At 66.6% G+C, this 8,618-nt stretch carries 9 protein-coding genes; 4 read left to right on the top strand and 5 right to left on the bottom strand.

Annotation, left to right across the window (positions count from 1 at the left end):
* Positions 1 to 1,286 (bottom strand): DNA translocase FtsK 4TM domain-containing protein (locus tag JKL45_RS14925; protein ID WP_201862178.1); only part of this gene is annotated, 1,286 nt, incomplete at its 3' end.
* Between the two features lie 187 nt (positions 1,287 to 1,473).
* On the opposite strand from JKL45_RS14925, the gene JKL45_RS14920 reads away from it, so the two are divergent.
* Genes JKL45_RS14920 through JKL45_RS14910 form a run of 3 tightly spaced genes read left to right on the top strand, consistent with a single transcriptional unit; the run spans position 1,474 to position 3,448 of the window.
* A complete protein-coding gene (locus JKL45_RS14920) occupies positions 1,474 to 1,854 on the top strand; it encodes a hypothetical protein (protein ID WP_201862172.1) in 381 nt (126 codons plus the stop codon).
* 39 nt (positions 1,855 to 1,893) lie between these two features.
* A complete protein-coding gene (locus JKL45_RS14915) occupies positions 1,894 to 2,835 on the top strand; it encodes a DUF1775 domain-containing protein (protein WP_201862171.1) in 942 nt (313 codons plus the stop codon).
* Between the two features lie 13 nt (positions 2,836 to 2,848).
* Entirely contained in the window at positions 2,849 to 3,448 is a 600-nt protein-coding gene (locus tag JKL45_RS14910; protein WP_201862170.1) for an SCO family protein, read from the top strand.
* Positions 3,449 to 3,790: 342 nt separating this feature from the next.
* Here the strand turns inward: JKL45_RS14910 and JKL45_RS14905 are convergent, their stop codons facing one another.
* The 3 genes from JKL45_RS14905 to tesB all read right to left on the bottom strand — a co-directional run bounded on the left by JKL45_RS14905 (position 3,791) and on the right by tesB (position 6,759).
* Complete coding sequence (locus tag JKL45_RS14905; protein ID WP_201862169.1) at positions 3,791 to 5,137, bottom strand: ammonium transporter; 1,347 nt, start codon at positions 5,135 to 5,137, stop codon at positions 3,791 to 3,793.
* Positions 5,138 to 5,171: 34 nt separating this feature from the next.
* A complete protein-coding gene (locus JKL45_RS14900; protein ID WP_201862167.1) occupies positions 5,172 to 5,510 on the bottom strand; it encodes a P-II family nitrogen regulator in 339 nt (112 codons plus the stop codon).
* A 388-nt stretch (positions 5,511 to 5,898) separates the two neighbouring features.
* A complete protein-coding gene (gene tesB / locus JKL45_RS14895; protein WP_201862165.1) occupies positions 5,899 to 6,759 on the bottom strand; it encodes an acyl-CoA thioesterase II in 861 nt (286 codons plus the stop codon).
* 126 nt (positions 6,760 to 6,885) lie between these two features.
* Here tesB and JKL45_RS14890 point away from each other — a divergent pair, with 126 nt between their 5' ends.
* Positions 6,886 to 8,151 carry a ubiquinone biosynthesis hydroxylase gene (locus tag JKL45_RS14890; RefSeq protein ID WP_201862163.1) on the top strand — a complete coding sequence of 422 codons (1,266 nt, stop codon included), beginning with the start codon at positions 6,886 to 6,888 and terminating at the stop codon, positions 8,149 to 8,151.
* Here JKL45_RS14890 and JKL45_RS14885 read toward each other — a convergent pair.
* Positions 8,148 to 8,576 carry a MerR family transcriptional regulator gene (locus JKL45_RS14885; RefSeq protein ID WP_201862161.1) on the bottom strand — a complete coding sequence of 143 codons (429 nt, stop codon included), beginning with the start codon at positions 8,574 to 8,576 and terminating at the stop codon, positions 8,148 to 8,150. The genes JKL45_RS14890 and JKL45_RS14885 overlap by 4 nt on opposite strands.
* Between the last annotated feature and the right edge of the window lie 42 nt (positions 8,577 to 8,618).

Raw genomic sequence — 8,618 nt, 5'->3', positions numbered from 1 at the left:
TCAGCCAATGAGATCACCCGAGACGACTTCGTCCCAGGCGCAGGCTCAAGCTCATACAACGTGACCACGGGGCCGGGATTGACCTTGGAGATGGCGCCGCGGACGCCGAAATCCTCCAGGGTGCTTTCAAGCAGCGCGGCATTCTGCTCCAGGGCATCGGCCGAGATCGTGGGACCGGCAGGGCGCTTGGGCTCGGCAAGCAGGCCGAGCTGCGGCAGCTGGTAGTTCTCCTCGTCCAGCAGCGAGGGCTGTGCCTCGCGCGCCATGCGCTTGCCGGGCTTCGGCGCCGTATGGGCCGGCGCGACCCGGGTCGGGGCAGGTTCGGGTCGGGCGGCCGGGTGCGCCTGGGGAGCATCGTCCTCGTCCCAGGGGGCCTCGTCGTCGTGCATCGGAACGGCTGCGGGCGCCGGTCGCGGGCGTGGCGGTGCGCCATCGAGGACGGGCTCACGGCGGACAGCGGGCTGACGGCCGGAGCGCTTTGCGGGCGCAGGCGCGTCCTCATACTCATCGTCGGAGGCCGCGTTGCGGCCGTCCCGCCAGCGTCGGGCGGCGGCGCGCAGGCTCATAGCTCCGTGGGCCAGAGCCCCAAGGGACACGATGCCCCAGCCGGGCTCGTCGTGGCCGATCTCCTCGGCCTCGTCCCAATCCTGGATCTTGCGACGCCGGACCGGCACGGGATCGTCGATCTCCTCCGGCTCCTCGCGATGCTTCTCGTCCGCCGGGCCAAGGCCGCAGGCGGCCGAGAGGGTCAGGATGGCGATGCCCGCGAACAAGAAGCCAAGCACCGCGCTGGCCGAGCCATTGGACAATCCCGTGATGGCCTTGGCGCCGGCCAGGATCGCATCGCCGACCACACCGCCGAGCCCCGTGGGCAGGGGCCAGCTCTGGGTCGGGGGCAGGGCGCTCGCCAGCGCCGTCGCGGCGCCCGCGCCGATCACCCAGAGGGCGAGGCGCAGCTGCAGGCGGCCGAGCGCGCCCGATTTCATGAGCCGCCATCCCCATAACGCCAAGGGCAGCACGGCCGCGATGGCGCCGAGTCCGAGGAGCTGCATGAACAGATCGGCCACGATGGCGCCGGGCCAGCCGATGAGGTTGCGCACGGGCAGGTCGGTGGCGTTGTTGAGGCTCGGATCATCCACCGACCAGGTGGCGAGAGCTACGGCGACCGCGCCCGCGAAGGCGATCAGGCACAGGCCCGTCAGCTCCTGGGCCCGACGGGCCAGAAAGGCTCTCAAGGCGCTGAAGAGGCCATCGTAGGCGGAAGAAGAACGGCGGGCCGCGCGCATCAAACCACTCTAAAAAACCACAGGACGAGACAGTATTGCCTGGATGCTAGCGCGGCCGGGTTAAGGGTCCTTTAACCGTAAGTGCATCGGGTGGGGAAAAGTGGCTCCGGCCGTCCCGCGCCGTGCAATTCGACGGTGGCCTTTTGTACGGTTGACGTCCGAACTCCAAAAGACCAGTGTCCCGGCCATGAGACGCAGGACCTCGGCACAGGGCTGGACGCGCGCCGCCATCGCGGCGGTGATGGCCTATGCGTTCGTCCTGCAGGCCCTGCTGCTGTCCGCGAGCGGCGCCGTCCATGCCGCTGCTGCCACCGAGACGGTGGGGATCATCTGCCTCCAGGACGGCTCCTCCGCGCCCGATCATTCGCCCGCGAAAGATCACGGGACTCTCTGCTGCACCTTGAGCTGCCACGGCTCGGGGCCGGCAGGGCCGGTTCCGGTGGCCACCATCCTCGACCGGGTTGCGCCTCTTGCTGTCGCAAGCGCCCGTAGCGCGGACCAGCCGCAGCTACGCCTCACCTCCAACGTCCTGCCCCTGGGATCGCGCGCACCGCCGCGCCTCGGCTGATCGCCGCTTTCGCTTCCCATTCTGCAAGGACTTCTTTTCATGACTTTGTCCCGCCTCGGCGCGCTTGCTGCCGCGCTCATCGCCGTTTCCTCTCCCGCTCTCGCCCATGTCAGTTTCGAGAACGGCCAGGCGACGCCCAATTCCACCTACAAGGCCACCTTGCGTATCCCGCATGGCTGCGCGGGCAAGCCGACCCTGAAGCTGCGCGTGCGGATCCCGGAGGGGATCGTCGCCGTGAAACCCATGCCCAAGGCCGGCTGGAAACTGGAGACCACCAAGGGCTCTTACGTGAAGGCCTATCAGGTTCATGGCGAGGCCGTGTCCGAGGGTGTGACCGACATCGTCTGGACCGGCTCCCTCGACGACGGGCATTACGACGAGTTCGTGTTCCAGGCCCGCTTCACCGATGCGTACCAGCCGGGCGCGACGGTGTTCTTCCCCGTGGTGCAGGAATGCGACGGAATGGTCGAGGAATGGGCGCAGGTGCCCGCCGAGGGCCAGGATCCGCACAGCCTGAACGCTCCCGCGCCCGGCGTGAGGATCGTGGCCGCGCAAGGGGCGTCGGCGCCCGCGACGGTGAAGGCCGGATCCCTGACCCTCGAGCAGCCCTGGTCGCGCGCCACCCCAGGCGGTGCCAAGGTGGGCGGCGGGTATCTTCGCATCACCAACACCGGAACAGTGCCCGACCGCCTCACCGGCGGCTCGCTCCCCGTCGCCTCGAAGGTCGAGGTGCATGAGATGCGGCTCGAGGGCGATGTCATGCGCATGAAGGCCGTAGAGGGCGGGCTCGAGATCAAGCCCGGCGCCACCGTCGAGCTGAAGCCGGGTGGGCTCCATCTCATGTTCATGGACCTGAAGGAGCCGTTGAAGGAGGGCCAGACCGTGAAAGGGATCCTGACCTTCGAGAAGGCCGGCCCGGTCGAGGTGGAATATACCGTGCGCGGCATGGGCGGGGCTGCTCCCGCCGAGCACAAGCACTAAGGAGGGCACAGCGATGAACATGAAACGCCTTCTCGTGCCGTTCCTCGTCTTCACGACGGGACTCCTGGTGCTCGTCGTCACGGCGGGCCTGCTGCTCTTTCCGTCCGGGTCGCAGCAAAGCGCCGGCAAGGTGCCGATCGGCGGGCCGTTCCGGCTCACCAGCCATGAAGGCAAGCCGTTCACGGAAGAGAACCTGAAAGGAAAACCCTTCGTGGTGTTCTTCGGCTTCACCCATTGCCCGGAGGTGTGCCCGACCACGCTCTACGACCTCGCGCAGGACATGGCGGCGCTGGGCAAAGACGCGTCGAACCTGCAGGCCGCCTTCATCACGGTCGATCCGGAGCGCGACACCCCGGAGCTGATGAAGACGTATCTTGAGTCCTTCGATCCGCGCATCGTCGGCCTCACCGGCACGGAGGAGGAGATCGCCGCAGCAGCGCGCACCTACAAGATCTATTACCGCAAGGTGCCCACCGACGGCGGCTACACCATGGACCATTCGGCGACCCTGTTCCTCATGGACAGCAAGGGCGAGTTCTACGGCACGTCCAACTTCCAGGAGCCAGAGGAGACCCGGCGCGCGAAGCTGCGGCAGTTGATCAAGAACGGGTGAAACGTGATCGGCGTCATCCCGGGGCTGCGGAGCAGAACCCGGGATCGCAAGACGAGTATGGCGCCGGTAGCTCAACACTGTCATTCCCGCGAAGGCGGGAATCCATACCCGCTGACGGTGCAAGCTGAAGTGCTGTCGTGGTTATGGATTCCGGGCTCCGCTGCGCGGCCCCGGAATGACAGTGCTCGACTGGTCTTCGCGATCCCGGATCTTCGCTGCGCTCCGTCCGGGATGCCGTTTCTCGGATGACCATAAAAAAGCCCCGGCGTGTGACCGGGGCTTTTCCGTTTGTGCCTCTGGAAGGCTTCGTTGCCGCATCGCTCGAGGCGATGCGGATGGGCTTTAGTAGTTATAGGCGCGCTCGCCGTGGTCGGCGAGGTCGAGGCCTTCGCGCTCCTGGTCCTGGGTGACGCGCAGGCCCACGATGGCATCGACGATCTTGAAGAGGATCAGCGAGCCGATGCCGGTCCAGACCAGGGTCACCACCACGGCGATGACCTGGGTCACCAGCTGACTGCCGATGCTGTACTCGCCGATGCCGTAGCCGCCCAGCGAGGGAGCCGCCACGATGCCGGTGCCGATGGCCCCGATGATGCCGCCGACGCCGTGGATGCCGAACACGTCCAGCGCATCGTCATAGCCGAGCGCGTTCTTCACCCCCGTGACCGCGTAGTAGCAGACCGCCCCGGCCACGAGGCCGAGCACGATGGAGCCCATCGGACCGGCAAGGCCCGCGGCCGGCGTGATGGCGACAAGCCCTGCGACTGCGCTAGACGCGATGCCGAGCAGTGAGGCCTTGCCCTTGTGCAGTGCCTCAACGGTCATCCATGCGAGACCGGCGGCGCACGGCGCCACGATGGTGTTGAGAAGCGCCAGCGCCGCGCCGCCCGTGGCTTCCAGGTTGGAGCCGGCGTTAAAGGCGAACCAGCCGACCCACAGCAGGCAGGCGCCAACGAAGGTGAGCGTCAGCGAGTGCGGGGCGAGCAGGTCGCGGCCGTAGCCGATGCGCTTGCCGATGAGCAGGGCGCCGATGAGGCCAGCCACGCCCGAGTTGATGTGAACGACGGTGCCGCCCGCGAAGTCGAGCGCGCCGAGGCCGAAGAGATAGCCCTCCGAGAACCACACCATGTGGGCGACGGGCAGGTACACGAAGGTCAGCCACAGGCCGGTGAACAGCATCACGGCCGAGAACTTGATGCGTTCGGCGAAGGCGCCGACGATCAGCGCCGGGGTGATGGCCGCAAAGGTGAGCTGGAAGGCGATGAAGGTGAATTCCGGAATCGCCACGCCCTTGGTGAAGGTATCGGCAGTCGAATCCGTGGTCACGCCAGCGAGGAACGCCTTGGAGAAGCCGCCGATGATGGCACCGAGCATGCCTTCGCCGCCGGACGTGAAGGCAAGCGAATAGCCGTAGGTGACCCACAGGATGCCCACGAGGGAGAACACTGCGAAAACCTGCATCAGCACGGAGAGCATGTTCTTGGTGCGCACGAGGCCGCCATAGAACAGGGCGAGGCCGGGAATCGTCATGAGGATCACCAGGATCGTCGAGACGAGCATCCAGGCGGTGTCGCCCTTGTTGACGGTCGGAGTGGCTGCCGCAGCGTCCTGCGCCAGGGCAGGATCGAGCGCCAGGAGACTTATACCCAGCGCACCGAGCGCCGGCAGGAGAAGAGGACGGAAGGTCATCGGATGAAACCTCGAAAAATCAGCAAAAAGAGGATTAAAGGGCGTCGCCGTCGGTCTCGCCGGTGCGGATGCGAACCGCCTTTTCGAGCGAGGTGACGAAGATCTTGCCGTCACCGATCTGGCCCGTGCGCGCGGACGCCGTGATCGCCTCGATCACCGGGTCGACGAGCTCGCTCGGCACAGCTACTTCGATCTTCAGCTTCGGCAGGAAGCTCACGGCGTATTCAGCGCCGCGATAGATTTCCGTGTGGCCCTTCTGCCGCCCGTATCCCTTCACCTCGGTCACGGTGAGGCCGTGCACGCCGAGGCCGGTGAGCGCGTCGCGCACTTCCTCGAGCTTGAACGGCTTGATGACCGCCATCACAATTTTCATGGGTAGGCCCCCTTTTGCGTTGGCCCGGCAATCCCGGACAACGGTTTCAGCGTGAACCCGACCTCAGGGACGGGTGTCGCGGGGCTTTATGCAAGAAGCGTGCCAAGCCTTAGCGGCCATGGCGAGAGGCCGCTGCCTCTTTTCGAGGCAGCAGAGATTTGGCTGGAAAATGGCCTGTTTGACCTATTTTTAAGCAGATGAAATCAGAGCCCGACAAGCTGGATTGGGGCGGGCGCTATTTCCCTCCCCCTTGTGGGGAGGGGTGGTCGCATAGCGACCGGGGTGGGGGTGTGAGCGATAGCCTATGAAGGTGTGGCGCCGGCACCCCCACCTCCAACTCCTCCCCACAAGGGGGAGGAGAGCTGGGAGCGTCGCAATTTTAATTAGATTAGCGACGCCGTTCGCGGATAAGGCCTTCCTGGGCGACGGATGCGATCAACGTGCCGTCCTGCCTGAAGATGAGGCCGCGCGACAGGCCGCGGGCGCCGCCGGCGTTGGGCGTATCCTGCGCATAGAGCAGCCATTCGTCGGCCCGGAAGGGCCGGTGGAACCACATAGCGTGGTCGAGGCTCGCCGGCTGGATCTCGGGCTCGAACACCGTCCGGCCATGGGGGATCAGGGAGGTGTCCAGCAGGGTCATGTCGGACGCATAGGCGAGCACGCTCTGATGGATCGCCGGATCGTCCGGCAGGCGGCCGGTGGTCTTGATCCAGACATGGAAGCGCGGCTCGCCCGGATCGCGCGACATGTAGCGGTTGAGCTCCACGGGCCGGATCTCCAGCGGGCGCTCGCGCTCGTAATAGGTGCGCATGGGCTCCGGCATCTTGAGGATCAACCCGCCCTTCACCTCCTCCTCGCTGGGGAGTTCGTCCGGCCCCGGCACTTTCGGCATCTCGGCCTGATGGGCGAAGCCGTCCTCCTCCAGATGGAAGGAGGCCGACATGGAGAAGATCGCCTGTCCGTGCTGGATCGCCAGCACCCGGCGGGTGGTGAAGCTCTTGCCGTCGCGGATCCGGTCGACCTCATAGATGATCGGAACCTTGGGATCGCCGGGCAGCATGAAATAGCAATGCAGCGAATGGGGATGGCGCCCCTCCACCGTGCGGGTCGCCGCCACCAGCGCCTGCCCGATCACCTGTCCGCCGAACACCCGCTGCCAGCCGCTCTTGGGGCTTTGCCCGCGAAACAGGTTCACCTCGATCTGTTCGAGGTCGAGGATGGAGAGAAGATCGGTGACGGCGCGGGACATGGGCCTCAAAAATCCTGTGATCGCGAGAGATCATCCATCGGGGAGCGGCCTCGACACGTCAAGCTTGACGCTGGCGAATGATTGGCTGACACCCACCTATAACGTATGAGGCAGGGAGATGAAGCGATGAGCGCAGCAACAGGCTCGGCAACACCGCGCATCGTCATCGCGGGCGGCGGGCTCGCCGGGTTGTCTCTCGCACTGGCGCTCAAGACCGCGCTCGCTGAGGGCATCGACGTGGTCATGTGCGATCCGGCGCTCAAGCGCGACCCGCACGAGGACAAGCGCTCCTATGCCATCGCGGCGGCAGCGCGCCGGATGCTGACGGCGCTGGGCGTGTGGGATCAGGTGGCGGAACGCGCCCAGCCCATCCTCGACATGGTGATCACCGACAGCCGGTTGCAGGATCCGGTGCGCCCCACCTTCCTGACCTTCGCGGGCGAGGTGGACGGCAACGAGCCCTTCGCCCACATGGTCACGGCCGGCGACCTGACGGCGACGCTGCTCGATGCCTGCCGCACGGCCGGCGTCGGCCTGCGGCCCGAGGGCGTGAAGGGCTTCGCCGTCCAGGGCGCCCGCACCGACGTGACCTTGACCGATGGCGAGGTTCTGTCCGCCGCCCTGCTGGTCGCCGCCGATGGCGGGCGCTCGCGCCTGCGCGAACAGGCAGGCATCGGCTGGATCTCCTGGCCCTACCGGCAATCCGGCATCGTCGCCACCATCGCCCATGAGCGCGACCACGAGGGCAGGGCGGTGGAGCATTTCCTCCCCTCCGGCCCCTTCGCGATCCTGCCGCTGAAGCCTGAGCCTCAGGACGACGGCACCCTGCAGCACCGCTCCTCCATCGTCTGGACCGAGCGCGCCGAGAACGTGCCAGCCCTGCTGGAATCCCATCCCGAAGACCTGCTCGTCGAACTGGAGCGCCGCTTCGGCCTGCAACTCGGGCGGCTCTCCTTCAAGACGAAGCCGCAGGCCTTTCCCCTATCGTTCGGCGTGGCGCGGAGCTTCGTGGCCGAGCGCCTCGCGCTGCTCGGCGATGCCGCCCATGTGATTCATCCCATCGCCGGCCAGGGGCTCAATCTCGGCCTGCACGACGCAGCGGCGCTCGCTGAGATCGTCACGGACGCCATGCGCCTTGGCATGGATCCGGGCGCGGCCGATGTGCTCGACGGTTATGAGCGAGCGCGCCGCACCGACATCACCGCCATGGGCGTGGTGACGGATGGCCTCAACCGGCTGTTCTCCAACGACGTGCTGCCCGTGCGCCTGATCCGCGATCTGGGCCTCGGCCTCGTCGACCGCATGCCGGGCCTCAAACGCTTCTTCATCCGCGAGGCGGCAGGTTTGACCGGCCAGGAGCCGCCGCGGCTGCTCAGGGGCGAGGCGCTCTAACTCACCTTCCCATGCTCATGCCGGCATTCGTCATGGTCGGCCAGCACCTGGATGATCCGGCATTCCCGCACCGGGCCATGGCGGCAATCGTCCAGCATGTGCCGCAGCTCGGAGCGCAGGAGGGTGAGCTGCGCGATGCGGCGCTCCACGCTCTCCAGATGCCGCAGCACGATCCGGTCCGCCGGCTCGCAGGGCTGATCGGGGCGGGCACTCAGGCTCAAAAGCTCGCGGATGGCATCCACCTCGAAGCCAAGATCCCGCGCATGGCGGATGAAGCTGAGGCGCGAGACGTCCTCGGCGCCATAGCGGCGCTGGCGCCCCTCTGTGCGCGGCGGGGCGGGTAGGAGACCAATCTGCTCGTAATAGCGGATGGTCGGCACCTTCACGGCAACCCGGCGCGACAGGTCGCCAATCGACAGATCCATGATTTTTCCTCTTGAACCTCTAGTCGCTAGAGATTGTACAGG

It is taken from the genome of Microvirga soli (assembly GCF_016734765.1).
Taxonomy (GTDB): Bacteria; Pseudomonadota; Alphaproteobacteria; order Rhizobiales; family Beijerinckiaceae; genus Microvirga; species Microvirga soli.
This window is presented reverse-complemented; position numbering and strand designations above follow the sequence as displayed.

What these genes read in the sequence shown, in the direction of transcription:
- JKL45_RS14920 (WP_201862172.1), top strand. Translation starts at nt 1,474, where the DNA reads ATGAGACGCAGGACCTCGGCACAGGGCTGGACGCGCGCCGCCATCGCG.
- JKL45_RS14915 (WP_201862171.1), top strand. Translation starts at nt 1,894, where the DNA reads ATGACTTTGTCCCGCCTCGGCGCGCTTGCTGCCGCGCTCATCGCCGTT.
- JKL45_RS14910 (WP_201862170.1), top strand. Translation starts at nt 2,849, where the DNA reads ATGAACATGAAACGCCTTCTCGTGCCGTTCCTCGTCTTCACGACGGGA.
- JKL45_RS14905 (WP_201862169.1), bottom strand. Translation starts at nt 5,137, where the DNA reads ATGACCTTCCGTCCTCTTCTCCTGCCGGCGCTCGGTGCGCTGGGTATA.
- JKL45_RS14900 (WP_201862167.1), bottom strand. Translation starts at nt 5,510, where the DNA reads ATGAAAATTGTGATGGCGGTCATCAAGCCGTTCAAGCTCGAGGAAGTG.
- tesB (WP_201862165.1), bottom strand. Translation starts at nt 6,759, where the DNA reads ATGTCCCGCGCCGTCACCGATCTTCTCTCCATCCTCGACCTCGAACAG.
- JKL45_RS14890 (WP_201862163.1), top strand. Translation starts at nt 6,886, where the DNA reads ATGAGCGCAGCAACAGGCTCGGCAACACCGCGCATCGTCATCGCGGGC.
- JKL45_RS14885 (WP_201862161.1), bottom strand. Translation starts at nt 8,576, where the DNA reads ATGGATCTGTCGATTGGCGACCTGTCGCGCCGGGTTGCCGTGAAGGTG.